Below are 22,687 nucleotides of genomic sequence, written 5' to 3' on the forward strand. Positions count from 1 at the left end.
CCGCCGACCGACGCCTCACCGACCATTTCCGATCCGACCGATCATCGACAGGAGCGAACGACCATGGACGACAACGCCCGCTACCAGGTGCTGCGCAACGACGAGGACCAGTACTCGCTGTGGCCCGCCGACCTCGAGGTGCCCGAGGGCTGGCACACCGTCGGCAAGGAGGGCACCAAGGACGAGTGCTCCGCCTACGTCGACGAGGTGTGGACCGATATGCGGCCGCGCAGCCTGCGCGAACGCATGGACAACGCGGCCTCCTGACCCGGGCCTCGTGACGCGGCGCGGCCGGCGCGTGCGGGCGCCGGCCGCACCGGGCCCCTCAACTTCCCCATACGATCACGCGGTTACCATCCTTGGAACAGTCGGCCGCGGCGTGAGGGATCGCGCCCGGATACGGAGGAGAACACCACGTGACGGCGCAAGGGGTAGCATCCCAGACCGGAAGCGGGCCGGAGCCCCCCAACACCCCCCTCAACCAGGGGCGACCGCACAGCGCCCGGATGTACGACTACTTCCTGGGCGGCAAGGACAACTACGTCGCCGACCGTGAGGCCGCGGCCAAGGTGCTCACCCTGTGGCCGGGTGTCATGATCGCCGCCCGGACCAACCGGGCCTGGATGCACCGCGCGATCCGGTTCCTCGCCGCCGAGCGGGGCATCCGCCAGTTCCTCGACATCGGCACCGGCATTCCCACCCGGCCGAATCTGCACGAGGTCGCCCAGGGCATCGCCCCGGAGGCCCGGGTCGTCTACGTGGACAACGACCCCATCGTCCTCGCCCATGCCCAGGCCCTGCTCAAGAGCCGCCCCGAGGGCCGCACCGCCTATGTGCACGGGGACATCACCGAGCCCGAGACCGTCCTCGCCTCGCCCGACCTCACCGAGGTGCTGGACCTCTCCCAGCCGGTCGCGCTGAGCCTGGTCTCGCTGCTGCACTTCGTCCCCGACGAGTGGGGCCCGTACGACCTCGTCCAGCGGCTGGTCGACGCGCTCGCCCCCGGCTCCTTCCTGGTGCTGAGCCACATCACCCCGGACTTCGACCCCGAGGCCACCCAGAAGACCGTGCAGGTCTACCACAGCGGCGGCATCCAGGGGAAAATCCGCACCCGGGACGAGGTGGAGCGCTTCTTCACCGGTCTGGAGATGGTCGAACCGGGCCTGGAGGTGCCGCACCGCTGGCGCACCGACCTGGCCGAAACGGACTCCCATGTGGAGACCGGCGATGTGACCGACGAAGAGGTGTCCTTCTGGGCGGGCGTCGCGCAGAAGTCCTGACCCGGGGTCTCCCGGACGGGGTTCAGGGACGCGGTCCGACGGTCGTGGTGCCGTCGCGGATGGTGATCGCCAGCGCGGGACAGGAGTCCGCCGCGTCCAGCACCCGCTCCTCCTCCGGGACCTCCTCGCGTCGCGGCCGGGCGTGCTCCTCGTCGAGGGCGAACAGGTCGGGGGCGATACCGGCGCACATGCCGGACGCCATGCACCGGCCGCCGTCGACCTCCGCCTTCCAGGTCATCCGGCTCACCACCCGATGGGCATGGCTCGGGGCCCGCGGACCAGCATCTGGCCCTTCCACTCCACATCCCCGGCCAGCCGCAGACCGGGGAAGCGGGTGATCAGCGCGCCGAGCGCCTCCTGGAGCTCCAGCCGGGCCAGGGACGCGCCCAGGCAGTGGTGCACACCATGGCCGAAGCCCAGGTGCTGGGTGGCGGGGCGGGCGACGTTCAGGGTGCCCGGCTGGTCGAAGCGCAGCGCGTCGCGGTTGGCCGAGCCGACGGCGACGAGCACGGGCTCCCCGGCGCGCACCAGGGTGCCGCCCACCTCGATGTCCTCGGTGGCGTAGCGGGGGAAGGACGCCGCCATGCCCAGCGGGACGAACCGCAACAGCTCCTCGACGGCGCCGTGCAGCAGTGCGGGCTCCTCGCGCAGCCGGCGCAGTTCCTCCGGGTGGTCGAGCAGCGTCAGCACGAAGTTGGGGATCTGGGTGGCCGTGGTCTCGTGCCCGGCCACCAGGATGCCCACGCACAGATCGACCAGCTCGAGCTCGGACAGCCGGTCGCCCGCGTCCCTCGCCTCGATCAGCGACGTCATGATGTCGTCCCGCGGGCGGATGCGATGGTCCTCGATCAGCCCGGCCATATAGGCGCGCAGCTCATCGCGGTTACGGTCGAACTCCTCGGCGCTCAGGGAGCTGGTGGACAGCGCGGCGTCGCTCCAGGTGCGGAACTTGGGCCGGTCCTCCTCCGGGACGCCGAGCATGGCGCAGATGACCCCGACCGGAATGGGCAGCGCGTAGCGGTCCACGAGATCGACGGGTGGCCCCGCGGCCTCGAGCTCATCGAGCAGGGCCCGGGTCAACTGCCGGACCCACGGGCGGAGTTTCTCCACCTGGTGGACGGTGAACGCCTTGGCGACGAGGGTGCGCAGCCGGGTGTGGTCGGGCGGGTCCATGGTCAGGATGCCGCTGTCGCGCCGGGCCTCGGACTGCCGTGGCACATCGTGGTGGAGCGCCGCGGCCCGGCTGAAGCGCCGGTCCCCGAGCACCAGCCGGGCGTCGGCGTACCGCGTGGCCAGCCAGGCGGGCTCCCCGTAGGGCATGCGCACCCGGAGTAATCCGGTGCGGTTCCTGGCCTGGTCGTACGCCTCGCTGAGCGCGAGCCCCTCGGCGGAGTTGAAGGGATAGGCGATGGGTGTCGTCTCCGCTGTGGTCACCGTGACCTCCCTTGCGTAAGCACGTGCTTACAAAGCTAGGAGGCGGCGGCTGGTACGGTCAACGGCCCCTTTGCGCCGTTGATCTGACGGGCCGGAGGGAAATCGCCGGAGGCGGACGAGAGGGGTGTCGTGATGGGGACGACCGTGACCGAGGGGCAGCGCCGGGACGCGAGGGACACACGTCGGCGGCTGCTGGAGGCCGCGGCGGCGCTGTTCGCCGAGCGGGGCTATGAACGGGCGACGGTCCGGGACATCGCCGATCGCGCGGGGGTCAACCAGGCGCTGCTGTTCCGCTACTTCGGCTCGAAGAGAGCGCTGTTCGGCGAGGTGATCGCGCACAACGGGGAGGAGCAGCTGCGCATCACCCCACCCGATGAGCTGCTGGAGGCCGCCCTGCGCGGGCTGCTGGGCCACGGCGGCAGGGAACCGGGCGGCCGCGCGCTGGCCACGCTGCTGCGCTCGGTGGACAGCGGCGACGAGATCGGTACGGCGGTGCGCGCCATCAGCGACGACTACGCGCGGGTGCTGGCCTCCCTGTCCAGCGCCGACAACCATGAACTGCGGGCGGATCTGGCGCTGTCCTGGCTGCTCGGCATAGGGATGATGCGGGTGCTGGTGGGCAAGGAGCCGCTGGCGGACGCGGATCCGGACGAGGTGTGCGCGCTGGTCACGGCCGCGCTCGGCACCCTCCTGGACGGCCTTCCGGCGGCGGGCGGCAGGCCGTAGGCGGCCGTGCGGGCCGGGGCGCTACTCGCGGAACTCCCCGCGGGGCGTGGTGACGACGCGCCGGGCCCGGGCCGGGGTGACCACCTCGCGGAAGGCCGGATCGGTGAGCAGCACGACCGGGGCGATGCGGTGCGGGGAGTCGCATTGCCAGTGCGGTAGGGCGGCCTCGATCACGGCCCAGGACTGGTCGGTGGCGCCGCGGTCGGCCAGCGCCCTGGCCAGGTCCAGGGCCTGCTGGAAGGTGCGGGACTCGGGCAGGACGGGCGGGGCGAAGGCGGCGGCCCTGGCCATCCAGGCGGCGGTGTCGTCGCCCTCGGTGGCGGCGCCGCTCGCGGCCACACCGCCCGCGCCCACGACGCCGTCCACGCCATCGGGGAGCCGCGGCAGGATGTCGCCGAGGGCCGAGAGATAGCCGCCGGGGGCGCCGGTCCACTCCTCGGCCGCGCAGCGCAGATAGAGCGGGGCGGCCTCGGCCCGTAACTGCTCCAGGCCGATCGCCTCGAGGACGCGCGGGTCCCCGAGGATACCGGTGCGTATCCAGTGGTGGGCGGCGCTGATGTCGAGGAACGCCCCCAGGATGACGCCCAGGTACGCACCGGCGCCCGAGCCCTTGACCGCGGCCTGCTCGAAGGTGGCCATCGCCTTGCGCACCTCGCCGCGCAGGGCCTGCGCCCTGCCCTCGGCCACCAGATCCTCGGCGGTCCCGGGACGCCCCATGCGCACCTCATGGGCCAGCTGGTCCTCGAAGCCGGTGCGCTCCTCGGCGACCAGCTCGGCGAACGAGGCGTGCCGGTCGCCCAGGGCCGGATACCAACTCGCCCAGATGTACGCGGCCCACTCCCCGTCCTCGGACACATCGGCGGGGTCAAGCAGCCAGTGCTGGGCGTCGCCCTCCTCCGAGACCAGCAGCGCCCGGTCCATGAACGCGGTGTCGTCCCAGTCCTCGCCCTCGCCGCCCCGGATGACGCTCCAGGTCTCGGGGTCGGCCTCGCGCAGCCAGCCGACGGTCTTGGCCGGGCGCATCCGCCACATGAACGGGCTGATGTTCAGCCAGCCGTCGGAGGCGCCCAGGAAGGCGCGGTAGCTCGGCGGGAGCCGGGTACCGAGCCGCTCCTCCAGGGCGAGGATGCTCTCCTCGTCCGCGCCCTCGAACCCGAGCCACCCGGCGGCACGTTGCCCGTCGTCGACCTCGGTCAGCTCATCCGCGTCGGCCACCCGCAGGATGGTCGCGCTGTACTCCGCCAGATAGGACCGCCACTGCTCGACGGTCCGCGGCGGCCCCGTCACGGCCCCCGGCTCCGGGGCGGCCGACACCGATGTGCCGCGGTATCCGGTGGGTGCCTCGCCCGCCCGCTGGTAGTGGCCGATGAACCCCTTCGGCTGGGGGGCGGAGGTGAAGAGGCGGACCTGGGAGAGCTGGATCTGGTCCGCCCCCGCGTTCCGGGTGATCTCCAGGCGGTAGTGACGGTAGGCGGTGGTGGCGGCGAAGGTGAATCCCCGGGGCTGATGGCGGTGGGCGAAGCTCTCCTCGACGCGGGAGTCCAGGTCCACCCAGTGCTCCCCGTCGTTCGAGCCCCTGAGGGCCCAGTCCCTCGGGTCGCGGCCCGGCACGTCGTTGGCGGAGGTCAGGACGTAGTGGCCGACGGCCACCGGCCGGCGCAGGGTGAACTCCAGCCAGGCGCGGTCGCCATGGCCCAGCCACTTGTGCCACGAGTCGTGCAGCAGGTTCTCCGCGACCTCGCCCACCTCGGCGAACTCGCTGTGCGCCCGGACCTTGGTGACCAGGTCGGTCACCTCGGCCTCCGGACCGGGCTCGGCTGCCAGCAGCGACACCGTGCCCGAGTGGCCTGATGGATCGCCCCAGATGACCCGCTCGACGGGCGGCCCCCCGTCCTCGATCAGCAGCCGCAGCTCCTGGCGGAGGCCCGGGCCCCCGGGCCCACCGCCCTCCACCGTGCGGAAGCGGTGCATCACCTCCTCGAGCGCGCTGTCCCGCAGCGGCGAGCGGCCCTCCAGCACCCCCCGGTACTCGGTGAGCGTGCCATCGGCGGCCCTGCGGTGCCCGTAGAACTCCGTCATCGCCGGCTGGAAGCCGATCGACGCCTCCGCGCCGTCCTGCCCGCGCCAGGCGAGCCGGACCGGCAGCGAGCCCTCGCCCCGGTCGAGATGGACCAGCAGCCGTGGGGCGGGCCGCCATTCGGCGGAGCCCGGGGCGCGCCACTCGGTGCGGTAGGCGCACACCGCCGGCTCGGCCGGCCGCTCCTCCGCCATGAGGTGCATACGGGCGCAGATGCGGGACGGCTCGACGCTGATCCGGTACAGCCAGAGCAGCCCCCGCGCCTCGGCACAGCCCCGGACGCACAGCGTGTTCAGGCCCGCCACCAGTGCCTCACCGGGGACCGCGAAGGCCGCCTCCCGTGGGCGGGCGCCACCGGGCACGGTGAACCGCGAGATCACCGCATGCCCGTTGACGGTGATGTCGATGGGCGCCCATCCCAGGGACTCCCCCAGCGGTGAGACCCGCGCGATCAGGGTGAGCGTCAGCTGCTCCGGCAGTTCGCCACCGTCCAGCGCGAAGTCCAGCGCGAAGTCGAGCTCGACACGTCCGCCCGCGCCGATCGCGAGACGGTCCCGGTCGGGATGGCACCGTATGTACCGGGCCGTGCCATTGCCGAATCGAGGCGGATCGATGGTGAAATCCGCGAAAGTCGCTCGCACGCTGTGCTCCTGATGGGGCCGTCTGATCCATTGACATGTCGTCGGGGCAGGGGTGCGGGGGCCTCACAACACCCGGATGCTGCCGATGCTAGGGCGGCCGACCGATACCGTCCGTGATCCGCGACGATCACTAGGGGGATGCGGGTCGGCCGCTCCCTCCCCCGCGCAGCACGGCCCCGAGGACGGCGGGGCGCACCAGCGCGGTGGGCGCGGCGACCATGGACATCACCTCGTGCAGGGCCTTGCAGACCCCCGGGTCGACGGTGGCACGCCGGATGACCCGGTCCAGATAGCGGTGCTGGACCCGCACCCCCACTCCGGCGGGGCCGCCCGTGGTGGTGGGGAAGCGCACGTCCTCGCTGGAGGACAGCAGCCACGCGGTGTCCGCGGCGGCCGCGATGCCCTTACGGGCGGTGTGCGCCGTACGGTGGCCGATGCCGCCGTGGCGCTCGGCGGCGGTCCGCAGGGCGCGGGCGCCGAGCGCGGACACGGTGATGCCCTGGCCGTAGACCGGATTGAAGGTGCATACGGCGTCGCCGATGACAACCAGCCCTCGCGGCGCCCGGCGCTCGTAGTGACGGCGCACACCCGGGCCGGGCCAGAAGCCGCGGACCGCACCGGCGGGCTCGGCCCCGGCCAGCAGCTCGTGCAGGCTCGGGTCCCGCAGCAGACGCAGCTGCCGGTCGAAACCGGCCGCGCCCGGCTCGGCCTGTGCTCCCCGCATACTGCCGACGCTGGCGATCCACCGGCCGCCCTCCACGGGCAGCACCACGCCGAGCCTGGGCGCGTCGGGGGCCTTGGTCTGCAAATAGAGCACGTCGAACCCCGGATCTGCCCCGGCGGGGCGGTGGTACATCCGGCTGGCGTACGACACCCCCGCGTCGACGCGCTCCTCGGGGGTGGGCGGGCAGCCCAGCCGGGCCAGCCAGGCGGGGACCGAGGAGGTGCGCCCGGAGGCGTCGACCACCATCTCCGCGCGCAGCTCCCGCACCCGGGCGCGGGCATCGCCCCGCGCCCGGACCTGAACGCCCGTCAGCTCGCCCGGGGTGCCGAGGAGTCCGACGACATCGGTGTTCTCCAGCCATCGCACCGAGGGCTCGGCGCGCACCCGGCGCAGCACCGTATGGTCGAGCAGCGGTCTGGTGCAGGAGAGGAACGCGACCTCGCTCTCGTACTTCGCGAGCCACCCGGCCGCGCTGAGCCAGTGCACGCCCGACATCGGCACCCGCACCGCGCCGGCGGCCAGCAACTCCTCGCGCGCGCCGGGCATCAGCTCCTCCAGCGCCCGATGCCCGGCCTCGAGCAGCAGATGCGCGTGGCGCGCCTGCGGAACGCCCGAGCGGAACGCCGGTCCGTCGGGATAGCGGTCACGCTCGACTATGACAATGCGCTCGGCATATCCCCGCAGCGCCCATGCGGCCAGCAGCCCGGCGAGACCTCCGCCGATCACCACCGCGGTCCCTCGCTCCGTACCTTCCCCCGGTACCCCCATACTACGGAGCGTAGTGCATAATCATCCGAGCGTCACCACCCCCAAGGGTGGTAAATACAACCGCTCCGACGGCTCAGGCGCCTTCGGCGGCCTCCGTGATGAAGGTGTCGAGGACTCCGTCGGCGACGCGCACCGGGCCCTCGGGGCGGGTCTCGCCGGGGATGGTGTGGATCTCCCCGGCCCGCCGCGCGTCGGCCGCCGCCTCGGCGAACCACCGCGCCGCCCGGGCGTCATGGCCGTCGAGACGGGCGCCCAGCGCGTCCAGGGTGCGCTCGAAGGAGCACTCCCACAGCGACAGGGCGCCCAGCCAGGGCCCGCAGTCCGCCACGAATCCCCGGTCCGCGACACCGGACCTGATGCGCTCGGGCGCGGCGGCGAGCAGCCGGGCGTACGGGCGCAGCTCCCGCAGGGCCGCTCGCTCGCGCCCCGCCTCCCAGGCGGTGTGGAACCGGTCGAGCCGGGCGGCGAGTTCGGGGGCCTGCGGCTGCCAGGGTTCGGCGCCGAAGGTGGGCGCGAGGTGCTGGGTGTCGAAGAAGGCCAGCAGCGAGCGAACGGTCCCGTCCGTACGTGCCGGGTGGGCGCCGGGGCCGTCCCCGGCGAGGTGGCGGGCGGCCGCCTCCCAGGCGCGGGGGGCGTCGTAGCCGGTGTCGTTCCAGGCGAAGGCCGCTCCGCCCTTCGCCTTGCGGCTGAAAGCCTGCTGTGCGCGCTTGAGCTTCTTCTCGGCCCGGCGCAGAAAGCGAGGAGCGTCGATCTTCGTGCCGTCGGACAGGACGGCGAAATGCCCCAGCCCCAGGTCGATGCCGACGGCCCCGTCGCCCTCGGCCGAGGTGACGGGCTCGGGACAGGTCCCCGGTCTTCGGGAACGCCTCGCCTGCGGCGCGGGCGGTCTCACGGGCGCGCAGCGCATCGTTGTAGACCACCCGCGCACACCCGAACGCCCTGGCCAGCGCTGAGCGCTGAGGACCGTTCGGGTACAGGCGGAAGCCGTACCTCAACTGCGTCTCAATCGCTCTACGACGGCTGGGTTATGGCCGAGTATCAGAACATCCGTTCCGGTCGGCACTGCACTACCGGCGGGGCGGGGCGGCCGTCACCCCTTGAGCAACGCGTCGACCACCCGGCCGAAGAGCAGACGGCCGGACCAGACCGTCGGCGGGTCGAACAGGCGGGGCAGTCCCCGCAGCCGCGCCTCCTCGCGCCATACCACCTCGGATCCACCGTCCCGGGGGCGCACCTCGATCTCGGCCCATCCGAGGACCACCGAGCCGCGCTTCTCCAGCCTGCAACTGCCGGGAGCGTCCCCGGTGGGCGGGTCCCAGCGCACGACCTCCATGGGGTCGTCGAATCCGGCGCGGCCGACGCCCGTGCGCACCACGACCACGGTGCCCACCCGGGTCGGCCCTGCCGGGCGGACGGTGACACCGCTCAGCGGCACATGGGCGCCGTGGCGCGGCCAGTCGGTGAGCCGTCGCCAGGTCTCGTCGACCGGCAGTGGGGAGCGGCGCTCGATACGGAAGGGGGCCACAGCGGGATCGTAGGCGATCGACGGCCGGGGAGGCGGTCGTGGCGGCTGAGGCCATTGACAGCTCGGATCCGCCTGTTACCTTCCACAGAAAGAGAGAGATCCTACCTTTCCGGTCCGACATAGACAGAAGTCGCCCCGCCAGAGGGATTCTCGCAGTTCACGCAGGTCCAGACCTACCAACACGTCGGATCTCCACGGCTCCGCAGGAGAAGGAGAACGAGAGATGAAGAGACTCGCCGCAGGCGCGGCGTTCGCCCTCGCCGCCGTCTTCGGGTTATCGCAAGTGCCACAGGCGGCCGCCGCCCCCGCGCGGGACACGGCCACCACCGCCGCACCGGTGTTCAGCGTGATGGACTACGGCGCGAAGGCCGACGGTTCGACCAATGACTCCGCCGCCATCGAGAAGGCCATCACGGCGGCCAACGGCGCCGGGGGCGGAATCGTCCGCTTCCCGTCCGGACGGTACAAGTCCAAGAACACCGTCCACCTCAGGAGCGAGGTGACGCTCCAGCTGGACTCCGGGGCCACCATCCTCGGTTCGAGCGCGGACACCTATGACAAGCCCGAGTCCAATCCGAACGACGACTACCAGGACTACGGCCACAGCCACTTCCACAACGCGATGTTCTATGGTGACAAGCTCACCGACATCGGGTTCACCGGTTCGGGCACCATCGACGGCGCGGGCAACCTCATCACCGGCACCCCCGACTCCGGCGAGGCGGACAAGATCATTTCGCTGACCCGCTGCGACGGGCTGACTCTCGACGGGATCACCCTGCGGCGCGGTGGCCACTTCGCGGCCCTCATCAACGGCTGCGAGAACGTGACCTCGGACCACCTCACCATCGACACGGCGAGTGACCGCGACGGCTGGAACATCATCAGCACCACCAATGTGACGATCACCCATGCCGATATCGCCGCCAACGACGACGCGCTCGCCTTCAAGAGCGACTACGCCCTGGGCGCCAAACTGTCCAACGGCCATGTGAAGGTGACCGATTCACATCTCTCCGCGAAGTGCTGCAACGCCCTGATGTTCGGCTCCGAGACCTGTGGCGACTTCTCGGACTACGACTTCCAGGGCATCACCATCACCGGTGCGGACAAGTCCGGGCTCGGCATGGTCTCGATGGACGGCGCCAACATCTCCGATGTGCATTACCGCGACATCACCATGACCAATGTGCACTCCCCCATCATGCAGAAGATCGGGACGAGAAAACGGTGTGGTGGAAATCCCGGCGTCGGCCACATCAGCGACATCACCTACGACAACATCACCGGGACCGGGAACACCCCCTCCTTCAGCCCGACGCTGTGGGGCGAGTCCGGTGGCAATCACATCAGCGGTGTGACCTTCAACAACGTCAATCTGACCGTGCCCGGCGGCAACGGCACCATGTCCACCGCTGTTCCCAGCAATGACTCCGACGACTACAACCCGAAGAGCATCGGCACCCGTCCCGCCTTCGGCTGGTATCTGCACAACGCGGACCACATCACCTTCAACGACAGCTCGGTGCGGTTCGCCAAGGACGACGGACGCCCGGCGGTCATCGCCAACTCCGGTAGCGCGCTGCGGTTCGACCACTTCACCGCGGAGCGCGGCAGCGACAGCCCGGCGGACGTCATCGTCCAGAACGTGTCCGGCTACTGCCTCGCCGACAGCGCCAACACCTCCGGCGGAGCGCTGCGGGTGAGCACCAGCGGGTCCAGCGAGAACTGCTCCTCGTGACCCACGACGGCCGGCCCGCACCCCCCGTGCAGGCCGGCCGCGGGGCGGTCTCGCCGGTGGGTTTCACCCCTCGGCCAGGTCGCGCAGGCCCTCCGGAAGCGGCCCGGTGTGCACCACGCCGAGCCGCTGGGTGGCCCGGGTGAGCGCCACATAGAGGTCGCTGGTGCCGAACTCCGCGGGCTCGGCCACGATCACGGTGTCGAACTCAAGACCCTTGGCCTGCCGGGGGTCGAGCAGCACCACCGCGCTGGTCAGGTCCGGGGACCGGCCGGTGGACGCCTGCGGGAGGGCGGCCGACAGCGCGTCATGGCGGTCCTTCGGGGCGATCACCGCGAGACGGCCATCGGCGCGGGTCTCCCGCGCCACGGCCGCGGCCACCGCGCCGGGCAGTTCGCCGGTGTGCTCCGCCCACGGCCGCACCCCGGTGGCGCGCACCGAGCGCGGCGGCTGGAAGTCGGGGTCGACGGTACGGGCCACCCGCGCCGCGACGTCCATGATCTCGGCCGGGGTGCGGTAGTTGACGCCGAGCCGGCTGTGCTCCCAGCGGTCGCCGACGTACGGCTTCAGGATCGAGGACCAGGAGCCGCAGCCACCCGGCTCCGCGGTCTGCGCGGGGTCGCCCACCAGGGTCATCGAACGGGTCGGGCTGCGCCGCATCAGCAGCCGCCACGCCATCGCGGACAGCTCCTGGGCCTCGTCCACGATGATGTGGCCGAAGGCCCAGGTGCGGTCGGCGGCGGCGCGTTCGGCGGCGCTGCGGTGGTCGCGCTCCTCGGCGCGGTCGGCCAGCCGTTCGGCGTCGATGAGGTCGTGGGCGGCCAGCACCTCGGACTCCTCGTCCTCGCGGTCCTCGAACTCCAGGGTGCGGGAGCCGTAGGAGAGGTCGAGGACGCCCTGTGCGTACTCGATGCGCTCCTGGCGCTCGGCCTCCGCGGCGGCGCGGGCCGCCGCGTCGTCATGGCCGAGGAGTTCGGCCGCCTCGTCCAGCAACGGCACGTCGGCGGGGGTCCATTCGCCGTCGGTGCGGCGGATCGCCGCGGCGTCGGCGTCGGCGAGGTGAACGGGGTCGCCGAGGAAGTCGGCCACGAGCTGCTGCGGGGTGAGGACCGGCCACAGCTCCGCGATGGCCGCGTGCACCTCGGGGTTGACCGCGATCGCCTTGCCGAGCTGGGCGACGTCGTCCGCGCCGAGGAGGTTGGGCCCGCCGAGGGGGTCCGCGCCGATCCGGTCCACGAGCTGGTCGGTGAGGGCGTCGATGACGCGGAAGGCGAAGTGCGGACGGGCGAGGTTGTGCGGCAGTCCGGTCTCCCGCGCCTTGTGGCCCGCCTCGGACGCGATGTCCTTGTCCAGCACCAGATCGCCGTCGTCGTGCTCGATAACGATCGCGGGGTCGGGCAGCGTCTGCCGGTCCCGTACGTAGCGCGCCAGCGCATCGGCCATCTCCGCGCGGCCCTTGACCTCGGCGGCCTCGGGGGTGTCGGTGCCGGTGGCCGTCACCCCGGGGAAGAGCTCGCCGAGCGTGGACAGGAGCACGCCGGTCTCGCCGAGCGAGGGCAGCACCTCGCCGATGTAGCCGAGGAACGCCGGGTTGGGCCCGACGATCAGCACCGCGCGGCGGGCCAGCGACTCCCGGTGCGCGTAGAGCAGATACGCGGCGCGGTGCAGCGCCACGACGGTCTTGCCGGTGCCGGGGCCGCCCTCCACGACGTGGACGCCGTGGTGCGGGGCGCGGATGATCTGGTCCTGTTCGGCCTGGATGGTCTGCACGATGTCATGCATCCGGCCGGTGCGGGCGGCGTCGAGCGCGGCGAGCAGCACGGCGTCCGCGTCGGATCCCTCATGCCCGGTCCGTATGGTGTCCGAGAGGTCCAGGATCTCGTCGTGCAGTCCGGTGACCTCGGGTCCCTCGGTGGTGATGTGGCGCCTGCGGCGCAGCCCCATGGGGGTGTGCCCGGTGGCGAGGTAGAACGGACGGGCCACATCGGCCCGCCAGTCGATGACCAGCGGGGTACGGTCCGCGTCATCGCGCCGGATGCCGATGCGGCCGATGTGGTAGTCGCGGCCGTCGCGGAACAGCAGCCGGCCGAAGCACAGCCCACGCTCCCCCGCCTCGAACGCGGCGAGCAGCCCGGACCGCTCGGCCACCAGCACATCGCGCTCCAGCCGCGCCTGGAAGGTGGTGCCCTCCAAGGACAGGGCCTCGGTCACCGACTCCTCGGCTCGTGCCCTGAGCTCGGCGAGGCGCCCGTTGAGCAGATCAAGGAATTCTTGCTCACGGACCCATTCCTCGTTTGACAATTCGACTCCCGCCGGGATACGATGACTTCATCAGGTTTCCCCATGCCGTAAATGCAATGGCAAAGGAAATCCCCAATATACGCCGAGAAACGCCCCGGCCGTCAAGGCAGCCGGGGCGTTTCTCTGTTTTATGGCCTCATTTCACCTGGATGACGTGTTTGCCGCGGACACCACCGGCCTCCATGGCGCGATGGGCCTCTCCGATGCCGGAGAGCGGATGGACGGTGTCGACGACCGGCCGGATCGCCCCCTTCTCCACATAGGCGGCCAGATCGGCGAAGAGCTCATGCGTGGGATTGCCGGAGAAGGCCCGCACTCGCCGCGAGCCGTGCACGGCGGAGGCCAGGACGGAGCCCACCCAGCACAGCGGGCGGTCGGCATCGAAGGCGATGGACACCATGCGCCCACCGGACGACAGAAGCCCGCGATAGACGCCGAGCTCGGTGCCCACCATGTCCAGCACGGCGTCGAACGGCCCGAGGGCGGCCGGTCCGGTGGTCCGGTAGTCATGTGCCTCATCGGCGCCGAGCTCCCGGACGAAGTCGAGCGCCTTCGCCCCGGCGAGCGCGGTGACATGGGCGCCGAGCGCATGTCCCAGCTGGACGGCGACACTGCCCACACCGCCGGCCGCGCCACGCACCAGCAGCCGCTCACCACTCATCAGGCCGATCTTGTCGCGCAGCGCCGTGATGGCCGTGGTGCCGACCCCGGGCAGGGCCGCGGCCCGGACCAGATCGATGCCCTCGGGGGCGTAGGAGAGCTGACGGGGCCGGACGGCCACGTACTCGGCGGCCGCCCCGAACCTCAAGTGCGGCATCGCACCCCACACCCGCTCGCCCACTTCGAGATGGCGCACGGAGGAACCCACCCCGGCGATCTCCCCGGCGATGTCGATGCCGGTGCCCTTCGGGAACCTCCGTCCGGTCACCAGCTTCACCTTGCCCGCCCGGGCCGAGAGCTCACCGCCGTTCACACTTGTGGCGTGCACCCGTACCAGCACCTCGTCCGGGCCGGCCACCGGCTTCGGCAGGGTGCCCTCGTACAGCACCTCGGGGGGTCCGTACCGGTCGAACCGCGCCGCGCGCATTTCGCTCATCGCCCTCATCGTCCCTTTCGCACATCGGGGTCGCCGTCACGCTAATGTGCGCAAAGGGGGAAACCGCCCGGTCGGCGTAAGGTGAGAAACATGCCTGCTCACGTCTCTCATATAGCGCCCGCCACCGGTGTTCGGGACGCCGGAGGTCCGGGGTTGCGGTCCGACGCGGCGTCCAACCGCCGGCGCGTCCTCGAGACGGCCCGGGCGCTGTTCGTCTCGCGTGGGCTCGATGTGCCGATGGCCACCATCGCCCGTCATGCCGGGGTCGGGGTGGCCACGCTCTACCGGCGTTTCCCCACCCGGGAGGCGCTGGTCGGGGAGGTGTTCTCGGACGAGTTCGCCACCTGCGCGGCGATCGTCGACGACGCCCTGGCCGACGACGACGCGTGGCGGGCCTTCCGCCGGACCATCGAGACGGTGTGTGCCTCACAGACGCGGGACCGGGAGTTCAACGACGCCCTGCTGTCGACGTTTCCCGATGTGGCCGGCTTCGAGCGGGAGCGGCTGCGGCTCGAAGAGGGCTTCGCCGAGGTGGTACGGCGCGCCAAGGCCGCGGGGCGGCTGCGCGAGGACTTCGACGTGTCCGACCTGAGCCTTGTCTTCCTGGCCAACAGAGGTGTCATCGGCGACCCGGCAACGGCACCGGCCGCGTCCCGGCGGCTGGTCGCCCACCTCCTGCGGTCCTTCGAGGCGGGGCGGGCCGAACCGGCCCGCCCCCTCCCGCCACCCGCCCCGCTGGGGCTGGGCGGGTTGCCCCGGACATCCGGGGGATGAGCTATCGGGCGGTGCCGAAGTCCTGCGTCCAGTAGTTGCCGGGCTGCGCCAGGCCGACGCCGATCTCCTTGAAGTCACAGTTCAGGATGTTCGCCTTGTGGCCGGAGCTGTTCATCCAGCCCGCCATGACACTCTTGGGCGAGTCATAGCCGTAGGCCACGTTCTCGCCGTAGCTGCTCCAGGAGTAGCCCGCGCGCTCGATCCGGTCGCCCGGGGAGGAGCCGTCGGAGCCGGTGTGCGACATGTTGCTGTGGGCCGCCATGTCCTCGCTGTGGTCCTGGGCGGCCTTGGTCAGCTTCTCGTTCACGGTCAGCGGCTCACAACCGGCCTTGCTGCGCTCGCTGTTGACGAGGTCCACCACTTCCTGCTGGTCCGTGGCGGCCGCGGAGGTGGCGGAGGGGGAGCCGGCGGGTGCGGCGGACTGCGACGCCATCGCGGCCGAGGGAACGCCCACGGCGGCCACGGCGAGCGTGGCGATGGCTATCTTGCGGCGGTGCGTCGTGCTGCTGCGGTGCTTGCTCATGCGGGACCTCACACTCGGTTGAGGTCCGTCATTCTTGGAGCCGTCCGCCACATGGGCAACACACGTGTTCGTACGACACAGGTTCGTAGCGAGGGCGGAACTTGCGCTCGGCGGCGAGTCATGCTGAGCGGGTTCCGGGGAAGGGCACGGTGGCCCGACACGCCATCAGGAATCGCGGCAACCAGGCGAGTGGGTGGCGAGGCCCGAAGTGCCGGGGCCGGGACGACGAGGAATCCACCATGTCCGACAGGGCGGACAAAGGCCACTATGCCGCCTAGTCGATATGCACCGCTACGCCCCCTTTACTCCGGCGCTCGATGTGAGAGATGTCATGACATGGCGCGGTGGGTGGTCAGCGGCGGTAGATGGTGATCGAGTGGCCGACCTCGTCGATCGGCCGACTGCCGTCGATCAGCGCCGCCAGCCGTCCGGTGGCCTGGGCGATCGAGGAGTCCGAGACCACCAGCAGCCCGCGCACCTCGTCCGGGGCGGCCCGGCGCGGGTCGGAGGCGTGGATGCCGTAGGCCGACGGCACACCGCTGCCCTTGTAGACGAGCCAGATCCGCTCACCCCGGTAGCGCTCCCGGAGGCGGTCGGCCAGTCGCCCCAGGTCCTGCCCCCAGTCCACGTTCGAATCGTGCAGCCGCAGATGGGTTCGGGACGGGCCGCCGAACGCCTCGTTGGAGTACGGCAGGTAGTACGGATACGTCCGCAGCGAGCTGACCGCGACGAACAGCACCAGCGCCAGCGTGGCCCCGTACACCCACCGCCGCCGCACGGCCATCAGCCCGGCCGCCGCCACCGCCAGGAACATCGGCAGGAAGATGGCGTACCGGACACCGAGGTTGCGGGCCCCGTCCAGGGCGGCGAGCAGCAGTACGGCCGCGGGGACGAGCACATACGGCGCGGCGGGCCGCAGCCGGGGCACCATCAGCATCGTGACCGCGCCGGCCGACCAGAGCGCGAGCATGCCCAAGGGCGTCTTCACCAGCAGCGCGACGGGCAGGTAGTACCACAGCGACCCGAGGTAGCGGCGGCCGAGCAGAAAGCCACGCCAGGTGTCCTGCTCGAAGCCGAACTGGATGCGCATCCCGTCGCGGTACGCCTCCGGGAGCGGCAGCCAGTGGACGGCGAGCCCGCGCAAGCCCTGGACGGCGGGCACGGGCCCGGTGGGCGTCCAGCGCAGCCGGGGGTCGACCAGGAGGTAGGTGGCCCACACCACGGCCACCGCGATCAGCGCCATGGCCGCCGCCACCGCCACGCCGATCCCGAGCGACCGCATGTGGTCGCTCGGTGTGCGGTGGTGCGTACGGCGGGCGTACCAGACCGAGAGCACGGTCAGGAGCAGCAGCACCGGGACCGCGGCCAGCATGCTCATCTTCGTGGCGAGCGCCGCGCCGAGCGCCACCCCCGCGAGGGGAAGGTGCCATCGCGGCCGCAGCCGCGCCCGCCACAGCAGCCAGACCGACGTCAGCAGGAAACCGGCCGCCGGTACGTCGAGCGTGGCGAGCGAGCCGTGCGCGATGACGTCCGGCGAGAAGGCGTAGAGGGCGAGCGCCACCGCACCGCCCACCGGGCCGGTCAGTTCGCGGGCGAACGCGAACACCACCAGCCCGAACAGCAGCGTCAGCGCGATCATCGGCAGCCGTGCGCACAGCATCAGCCGCCAGGGGTCGTTGCCCGCCTCGTACAGCACATGCCGCCCGAGCGCCGTCTGGTCACCGGTGAAACCGGCGTCGAGGTGCGGCCGGGCGAACGCCACCCCCGTCGCGATGATGAGCTTGCCCAGCGGTGGGTGCTCGGGGTTGTAGCGCACCCGGTGATGGTGCAGGGAGTCCACCGCCGCGCCGACGTACACGGGCTCGTCGATGGTCGGCGTCTGCTCCACCGCCGCGGTGACCATCGCGACGGCCATCTGGACGAGGAGCGCCACGACGGCGGCCACCACCAGCCACCGCCGATGCCGCGCCGGCGCCACCGACCACCGGCCCTTCGGCCCGCCGACGGCCCTGGTCACGCTGTCGATCACACCGGCCCACCGCATAGCGACAGACGCTAGCGCCCTCGCTCCCCCGCATCCGGCATCCGCCCGAAACTTGCGCCAAGTCCGCAAACGGGTCCTGACGTCGCGATGGGCTATCGCCGACCGGCCGCGGGCCAGCCGTGTTCGAGGAGGGCGAAGGCGGCCTCGATGGCCTGCCGGGCGTCGGCCCGGCCCCGGACGAAGCTGACGGTCTCCAGCGCGAAGTGGGCGAGCGCCGCACATCCGGGGTCGTCCTCGGGGGCGCCGGTGGCCTCGGCGATGGCGGCCGCGAGAGCGGATTCGTGCCGCATCCACATGCGGCGGCCGTACTCCCGCAGCGCCGGGGTGCTCTGCGTCAGCTCGACGAACCGCGCCATCTCGGGGTCGCCCGCGCCTTCGGAGTGCGTCCGCAGCGTGTGCTCGCGCAGGGCCCCGGGGATGGACATCCCCTCCGGCCGGTCGCGTACGACGGCTATGAGGGCGGTTTCCCGGTCGGAGTCCAGGTCGAAGAGCAGGGCCTCCTTGCTGGGGAAGTGCTTGAAGACCGTGGTGGTGGAGACGTCGGCGGCCTCCGCGATGTCCCGCACGCTCACCCGGTCGAAGCCACGGTCGAGGAACAGCCTCAGGGCCGCGTCCGCCAGCGCCTGGCGGGTGGCGGCCTTCTTGCGCTCACGGCGCCCCATCGTCTCGCTCACGGGGACCACCCTACCCGTGGGTGGACCGAATAGAAAAGTTGAGTCGTTGCACTTTTTTAGTCGGTGTGCTCTTCTGTTCGCGGCGGGACCCCGCCCCTTCGGCTCCCGTCATCTCGAAGCCCCGCGCCGAGCGCGCCGAGAAGGAAGTGATCAGCCATGTCCGTATCCGACGCACCGCCGTCCGGCAGTCCCGCCCCGCCGGAGACCACCCCGAAAAGCGTCCGTCTGGCCCTGCTCGGTGTGCTGCTCGCGATGCTGCTGTCGATGCTCGACTCCACGATCGTCGGCACCGCGATGCCGACGATCGTCGGAGACCTCGGCGGCCTGGAGCACATCTCCTGGGTGGTGACCGCCTACACCCTGGCCACCGCCGCCTCCACCCCCGTCTGGGGCAAGTTCGGCGATCTGTACGGCCGCAAGCACATGTATCTGATCGCCGTCGTCGTCTTCGTGCTCGGCTCGGCGCTGTCCGGCGCGGCCCACACGATGACCCAGCTGATCGTCTTCCGGGCGCTTCAGGGCCTGGGCGCGGGCGGTATCGGCGCCGGTGCCTTCGCCCTGATCGCCTCGCTGGCACCGCCCCGGGAGCGGGGCCGCTACCAGGGCATGACCGCCTCCATCATGGCCATCGGCACCATCGGCGGCCCGCTGCTCGGCGGCTTCGTCACCGGCCATCTGGGCTGGCGCTGGGCCTTCTTCATCAATCTGCCGCTCGGTGTCCTCACCGTGGTCTGGTGTCAGCTGATGCTGCGGCTGCCCGCCACCCGCGCCAAGGCCCGTATCGACTGGCCGGGCATCACCGTGATGACGACGACCGTATGCGCCCTGACCCTCGCCGCCACCTGGGCCGGCTCCACCTACGCGTGGACCTCATGGCAGATCCTCGGCCTGTTCGCCCTGGCCGCGGTGGGCGTGGCGGCCTTCGTGGCGCGGCAGCGGCGCGCGGCGGAACCGCTCATGCCGCTGCGCATCTTCACCGGACACCGCAATTTCTCCCTGGCGTCCTCGCTGATCCTGGTGGGCGGGGTGGTGATGTTCGGCTGCTCGCTGTATCTGCCGCTGTATCAGCAGACCGTGCAGGGCGTCTCCGCCTCCCGCTCCGGTCTGCTGCTGCTCCCCCTGATGATCCCCGTGGTGATCATGTCCCAGGTCGGCGGCAAGGTCATGTCCGCCACCGGGCGGTACAAGGTCTTCCCCATCGTGGGCACCGTCTGCATGGCCGTCGGACTGTTCCTGCTGGCCACCATGGACACCACGACCTCCCGCGCGGCCACCGGGTGTTTCATGGCCCTGGTGGGCACGGGCATGGGCTGCCAGATGCAGATGGTCACCACGATCGCGCAGAACAGTGTGGAGATGCGCGACATGGGGGCCGCCTCCGCGTCGGTCACCCTCTTCCGCACCATCGGCGGCTCGCTGGGCGTGGCGGTCTTCGGTTCGCTCTTCACCGGCGCCGTGCGGGGCCACGCGCCCGCCGGGGCGGAGACGGGCGAGGCCCGGCCCGATCCGGCGGCACTGGCCCGGCTGCCGGAGTCGGTCAGGGACGGCTACCTCCACGCGGTGGCCACCGGCACCCAGCGGATCTTCCTGACCGCGGCCGTCGTGTGCACCGTGGCCTTCATCGCCGCCCTGTGCGTCCAGGAGGTCCCGCTGCGGGGCAGGCCGGGTCCGGCGGCCCAGCCGCGGAAGGCCGAGGATGCCGCCGCCCCGGCCGCCCCGTAGCGCCCAGGGGCCGTCAGCTCAGGGCCGGGATGACCTCCTTCGCGTAGGCATCCATGGTGGACTCCACACCATCGTGCATCGCGTACAGGGCGAACTGGTCCACGCCCAGGTCACGCAGCTGCTTGAGCTTGTCGATCTGGGCGCCGGCCGGGCCGAGGAGGCAGAAGCGGTCGACGATCTCGTCGGGCACGAAGGCGGTGTCCGGGTTGCCGGAGCGGCCGTGGTGAGCGTAGTCGTAGCCCTCACGGGCCTTGATGTACTCGGTCAGTTCGGCCGGCACCATGCCGGAGCCCTGACCGTAGCGCGTCACCAGGTCGGCGACATGGTTGCCGACCATGCCGCCGAACCAGCGGCACTGCTCACGGGCGTGGTCCAGGTCGTCGCCCACATACGCGGGGGCGGCGACGCAGATGGTGACCGCGTCCGGATCGCGCCCGGCCTCGGCGGCGGCGGAGCGCACCGCCTTGACCATCCACTCCGTCAGGAACGGATCGGCGAGTTGGAGGATGAAGCCGTCGGCCTGACGGCCGGTCAGCGCGAGCGCCTTGGGGCCGTACGCCGCCATCCACACCGGCAGGCTGCCGTCTCTCACCCAGGGCAGCCGCACGGTGTTGCCGTCCACCGTGGCCGCACGGCCCTCGGCCAGCTCCTTGATGGTGTGCATGGCCTCGCCGAGGCGGGCCAGGGTGTTGGGCTTGCGCCCGGCCACCCGCATCGCCGAATCGCCACGGCCGATACCGCATACGGTGCGGTTGCCGTACATGTCGTTGAGGGTGGCGAAGGTGGAGGCGGTCACCTCCCAGGTGCGGGTCCCGGGGTTGGTGACCATCGGCCCGACGATCAGCCGCTCGGTGTGTTCGAGGATACGGCTGTAGATGACGAACGGCTCCTGCCACAGCACGGCCGAGTCGAACGTCCAGCCATGGGTGAATCCCGCGTCCTCCGCGCGCCGCATCCGGTCGACGACCGCGGAGGCGGGGGGATCGGTCTGGAGGACGATTCCGAAGTCCATCGCATGCTCCGTGTGGTGGTCGCTAGAGGTACTGGCAGGTGGCGCGGGGCAGATACCGGCCGTGCCCGGTCCGGCCGAGGTACGCGTCGCCGTCGACGACGACATGTCCCCGCGAGAGGACGGTGCGCACCCGCCCGGTGATCCGCTTGCCCTCGTACGCCGAGTAGTCGACGTTCATATGGTGGGTCTCGGCGGACAGGGTCTGCCGCGCCTCCGGGTCGTAGACGACGATGTCGGCGTCGGCCCCGGGCGCGATGGTGCCCTTGCGCGGGTAGAGGCCGAACATCCTGGCCGGGGTGGCGCAGGCGATCTCGATCCAGCGGCGGCGGGAGATATGGCCGTCCACCACGGCCTGGTGGAGCAGATCCATCCGGTGCTCCACGCCGGGCATTCCGTTGGGGATCTTGGAGAAGTCGCCCCGGCCCAGCTCCTTCTGCCCGGTGAAGCAGAACGGGCAGTGGTCGGTGGAGACCACCTGGAGGTCGTTGGTCCGCAGCCCCCGCCACAGCGCGGCCTGGTGCTCGACGGGGCGCAGCGGGGTGGAGCAGACGTACTTGGCGCCCTCGAAGTCCGGCTCGGCGAGGTTGTCCGTGGACAGGAACAGATACTGCGGACACGTCTCGGCGAAGACCGGCAGCCCCAGGTCACGGGCTCCCGTGATCTCCTGGACAGCCTGCTCGGCGGAGACATGGACCACATAGAGCGGGGCGCCGGCCACCCGGGCGAGCTGGATGGCGCGATGGGTCGCCTCCGACTCCAGCAGCTCCCGGCGGACCTCACCGTGGTAGCGGGGGTCGGTCCTGCCCTCGGCCAGCGCCTGCTCCACCAGGACGTCGATGGCGATGCCGTTCTCGGCATGCATCATGATCAGCCCGCCGTTGCCGGAGGCCCGCTGCATGGCCCGCAGGATCTGCCCGTCGTCGCTGTAGAAGACCCCCGGATAGGCCATGAACAACTTGAAGCTGCTCACGCCCTCGTCCACGAGAGCGTCCATCTCCTTGAGCGAGTGCTCGTCGACATCGGAGAGGATCATATGGAACCCGTAGTCGATCGCGCATCGGCCCTCGGACTTGGCGTGCCAGGCGTCCAGCCCCTCGCGCAGGGCGTGGCCCACCGTCTGGATGGCGAAGTCCACGATGGTGGTGGTCCCGCCCCAGGCCGCCGCCCGGGTGCCGGTCTCGAAGGTGTCGGAGGCGAACGTGCCGCCGAACGGCATCTCCATATGGGTGTGGGCGTCCACCCCGCCCGGAATGACATACAGCCCGGTGGCATCGATGATCCGGTCCGCTCCGCGCGCCCAGGTCTCGGTGACCTCTGTGCCCGAGGCGGCGACGGCCGCGACGCGCTCACCGTCCACGAGGACGTCGGCGGACAGCTCCTCGCCGGCGGTGATGACCAGCCCGCCCTGGATCAGCGTGCGGGTCACGGCCGCACCAGCCCCTCGTAGGCGTCGGGCCGCCGGTCGCGGTAGAACGCCCACTGCTGGCGCACCTCGTCGATCAGGCCGAAGTCGAGGTCGCGGACGATCAGTTCCTCCTCCTTGTCACTGGCCACATCGCCGACGAACTGACCGCGCGGATCGACGAAGTAGCTGGTGCCGTAGAAGTCGTTGTCGCCGTACTCCTCGG

At 71.3% G+C, this 22,687-nt stretch carries 19 protein-coding genes and 2 pseudogenes; 6 read left to right on the forward strand and 15 right to left on the reverse strand.

Going from position 1 to position 22,687, the window contains the following annotated elements:
• The first annotated feature begins 63 nt into the window (after positions 1-63).
• Together ABD329_RS09785 and ABD329_RS09790 are read left to right on the forward strand one after the other, a co-directional pair.
• A complete protein-coding gene (locus ABD329_RS09785; RefSeq protein ID WP_037953954.1) occupies positions 64-267 on the forward strand; it encodes an MbtH family protein in 204 nt (67 codons plus the stop codon).
• A gap of 149 nt (positions 268-416) precedes the next feature.
• Positions 417-1,280: an SAM-dependent methyltransferase gene (locus ABD329_RS09790; protein WP_198276453.1), complete on the forward strand. Its 864-nt coding sequence runs from the start codon at positions 417-419 to the stop codon at positions 1,278-1,280.
• A 22-nt stretch (positions 1,281-1,302) separates the two neighbouring features.
• Here the strand turns inward: ABD329_RS09790 and ABD329_RS09795 are convergent, their stop codons facing one another.
• Together ABD329_RS09795 and ABD329_RS09800 are read right to left on the reverse strand one after the other, a co-directional pair.
• The gene (locus ABD329_RS09795) at positions 1,303-1,518 is read right to left on the reverse strand and encodes a ferredoxin (RefSeq protein ID WP_037953950.1); all 216 of its coding nucleotides are present in this window, start codon (positions 1,516-1,518) and stop codon (positions 1,303-1,305) included.
• 5 nt (positions 1,519-1,523) lie between these two features.
• Positions 1,524-2,714: a cytochrome P450 gene (locus ABD329_RS09800; protein WP_198276452.1), complete on the reverse strand. Its 1,191-nt coding sequence runs from the start codon at positions 2,712-2,714 to the stop codon at positions 1,524-1,526.
• A gap of 132 nt (positions 2,715-2,846) precedes the next feature.
• On the opposite strand from ABD329_RS09800, the gene ABD329_RS09805 reads away from it, so the two are divergent.
• A complete protein-coding gene (locus tag ABD329_RS09805; RefSeq protein ID WP_198276451.1) occupies positions 2,847-3,440 on the forward strand; it encodes a TetR/AcrR family transcriptional regulator in 594 nt (197 codons plus the stop codon).
• A gap of 21 nt (positions 3,441-3,461) precedes the next feature.
• Here ABD329_RS09805 and ABD329_RS09810 read toward each other — a convergent pair whose 3' ends face one another.
• The 5 genes and pseudogenes from ABD329_RS09810 to ABD329_RS09825 all read right to left on the reverse strand — a co-directional run bounded on the left by ABD329_RS09810 (position 3,462) and on the right by ABD329_RS09825 (position 9,175).
• Positions 3,462-6,158, reverse strand: coding sequence for an SMI1/KNR4 family protein (locus tag ABD329_RS09810; RefSeq protein WP_198276450.1), 2,697 nt, complete (start codon positions 6,156-6,158; stop codon positions 3,462-3,464).
• 130 nt (positions 6,159-6,288) lie between these two features.
• Positions 6,289-7,608 (reverse strand): NAD(P)/FAD-dependent oxidoreductase, encoded by a 1,320-nt coding sequence (locus ABD329_RS09815; RefSeq protein WP_344316233.1) that lies wholly within the window; start codon positions 7,606-7,608, stop codon positions 6,289-6,291.
• 712 nt (positions 7,609-8,320) lie between these two features.
• A pseudogene (locus ABD329_RS48190) lies at positions 8,321-8,464 on the reverse strand (transposase); the annotation flags it as partial.
• Positions 8,465-8,579: 115 nt separating this feature from the next.
• Positions 8,580-8,645 (reverse strand): annotated as a pseudogene (locus ABD329_RS48195) (helix-turn-helix domain-containing protein); the annotation flags it as partial.
• A gap of 95 nt (positions 8,646-8,740) precedes the next feature.
• Positions 8,741-9,175, reverse strand: coding sequence for an SRPBCC family protein (locus ABD329_RS09825; RefSeq protein WP_198280352.1), 435 nt, complete (start codon positions 9,173-9,175; stop codon positions 8,741-8,743).
• A 223-nt stretch (positions 9,176-9,398) separates the two neighbouring features.
• On the opposite strand from ABD329_RS09825, the gene ABD329_RS09830 reads away from it, so the two are divergent.
• Positions 9,399-10,916 (forward strand): glycoside hydrolase family 28 protein, encoded by a 1,518-nt coding sequence (locus tag ABD329_RS09830; protein ID WP_198280351.1) that lies wholly within the window; start codon positions 9,399-9,401, stop codon positions 10,914-10,916.
• 63 nt (positions 10,917-10,979) lie between these two features.
• Here the strand turns inward: ABD329_RS09830 and ABD329_RS09835 are convergent, their stop codons facing one another.
• Both ABD329_RS09835 and ABD329_RS09840 read right to left on the reverse strand, forming a co-directional pair.
• The gene (locus ABD329_RS09835; RefSeq protein WP_198280350.1) at positions 10,980-13,214 is read right to left on the reverse strand and encodes a HelD family protein; all 2,235 of its coding nucleotides are present in this window, start codon (positions 13,212-13,214) and stop codon (positions 10,980-10,982) included.
• Positions 13,215-13,350: 136 nt separating this feature from the next.
• A complete protein-coding gene (locus tag ABD329_RS09840; protein ID WP_198280349.1) occupies positions 13,351-14,310 on the reverse strand; it encodes an NAD(P)-dependent alcohol dehydrogenase in 960 nt (319 codons plus the stop codon).
• A 90-nt stretch (positions 14,311-14,400) separates the two neighbouring features.
• On the opposite strand from ABD329_RS09840, the gene ABD329_RS09845 reads away from it, so the two are divergent.
• Positions 14,401-15,084 carry a TetR/AcrR family transcriptional regulator gene (locus tag ABD329_RS09845; RefSeq protein ID WP_344316236.1) on the forward strand — a complete coding sequence of 228 codons (684 nt, stop codon included), beginning with the start codon at positions 14,401-14,403 and terminating at the stop codon, positions 15,082-15,084.
• Between the two features lies 1 nt (position 15,085).
• On the opposite strand, the gene ABD329_RS09850 is transcribed toward ABD329_RS09845, so the two are convergent.
• The 3 genes from ABD329_RS09850 to ABD329_RS09860 all read right to left on the reverse strand — a co-directional run bounded on the left by ABD329_RS09850 (position 15,086) and on the right by ABD329_RS09860 (position 18,313).
• Positions 15,086-15,607, reverse strand: coding sequence for a CAP domain-containing protein (locus tag ABD329_RS09850; protein ID WP_198275483.1), 522 nt, complete (start codon positions 15,605-15,607; stop codon positions 15,086-15,088).
• Between the two features lie 352 nt (positions 15,608-15,959).
• Positions 15,960-17,651, reverse strand: a complete 1,692-nt coding sequence (locus ABD329_RS09855) for a phospholipid carrier-dependent glycosyltransferase (protein WP_198275482.1) — start codon at positions 17,649-17,651, stop codon at positions 15,960-15,962.
• Positions 17,652-17,743: 92 nt separating this feature from the next.
• Positions 17,744-18,313, reverse strand: a complete 570-nt coding sequence (locus tag ABD329_RS09860; RefSeq protein ID WP_198275487.1) for a TetR/AcrR family transcriptional regulator — start codon at positions 18,311-18,313, stop codon at positions 17,744-17,746.
• 168 nt (positions 18,314-18,481) lie between these two features.
• Here ABD329_RS09860 and ABD329_RS09865 point away from each other — a divergent pair, with 168 nt between their 5' ends.
• A complete protein-coding gene (locus ABD329_RS09865) occupies positions 18,482-20,047 on the forward strand; it encodes an MDR family MFS transporter (protein ID WP_198275481.1) in 1,566 nt (521 codons plus the stop codon).
• A gap of 13 nt (positions 20,048-20,060) precedes the next feature.
• Here ABD329_RS09865 and ABD329_RS09870 read toward each other — a convergent pair whose 3' ends face one another.
• The 3 genes from ABD329_RS09870 to ABD329_RS09880 form a co-directional block, all read right to left on the reverse strand.
• On the reverse strand, positions 20,061-21,059 hold the full coding sequence (locus ABD329_RS09870) for a TIGR03842 family LLM class F420-dependent oxidoreductase (protein ID WP_198275480.1): 999 nt from the start codon (positions 21,057-21,059) through the stop codon (positions 20,061-20,063).
• A 22-nt stretch (positions 21,060-21,081) separates the two neighbouring features.
• The gene (gene hydA / locus ABD329_RS09875; protein WP_198275479.1) at positions 21,082-22,485 is read right to left on the reverse strand and encodes a dihydropyrimidinase; all 1,404 of its coding nucleotides are present in this window, start codon (positions 22,483-22,485) and stop codon (positions 21,082-21,084) included.
• A partial coding sequence (locus ABD329_RS09880) for a nitrilase-related carbon-nitrogen hydrolase (RefSeq protein WP_344316239.1) occupies positions 22,482-22,687 on the reverse strand: 206 nt, incomplete at its 5' end. The genes ABD329_RS09880 and hydA, both read right to left, overlap by 4 nt.

The sequence above is a fragment of the Streptomyces javensis genome (genome assembly GCF_039525925.1).
Lineage (GTDB): Bacteria > Actinomycetota > Actinomycetes > Streptomycetales > Streptomycetaceae > Streptomyces > Streptomyces asiaticus.